Below are 426 nucleotides of genomic sequence, written 5' to 3'. Positions count from 1 at the left end.
ACATGTTCTGCTGAAATATGCAAATCCATCAAGCATTCACCTTTTGCAGTAGCTGCAGCGTCTTTTGCAGCAGCCTTTCAGAAGTATGCTCCGTCACTTCCAGGGAAAACGCACCACACTGCACGATGAGGGAATCCTGGACGGGAATCGCCGCCGAAAGCGGGACCAGTGTAGGGACTTCCTCCTTTTTAGTTTCCGGCGCCTGTGCCGGTGCGAAACGAATACGGAGTTTATGTTGCCAGTAGTAATACTGCTTGATAGGGATATCCTGCTGCGCACAGAACTCCTTCACCGTTAAGCCACTCTGCTGGCGCTGCGCGATGATCTGCATCCAGTGTTTCATTCTTATTTCGTGTGTAATTTTTTGAGTATCCAAAAACATCCTCCTTACTGAATAGGATAAATTAGAGTTTTTAGACAAAATGG

At 47.2% G+C, this 426-nt stretch carries 1 protein-coding gene; it reads right to left on the bottom strand.

Features of this window, described 5'->3' with window-relative positions; genetic code table 11:
• Nucleotides 1-28 precede the first annotated feature (28 nt).
• A partial coding sequence (gene tnpA, locus ACE418_RS13470; protein WP_416451082.1) for an IS66 family insertion sequence element accessory protein TnpA occupies nucleotides 29-426 on the bottom strand: 398 nt, incomplete at its 5' end.

The organism is Megasphaera jansseni (assembly GCF_047974155.1).
Classification (GTDB): domain Bacteria; phylum Bacillota; class Negativicutes; order Veillonellales; family Megasphaeraceae; genus Megasphaera.
The sequence above is the reverse complement of the archived record's forward strand: the minus strand, read 5'-3'. Positions and strand labels throughout refer to the sequence as shown.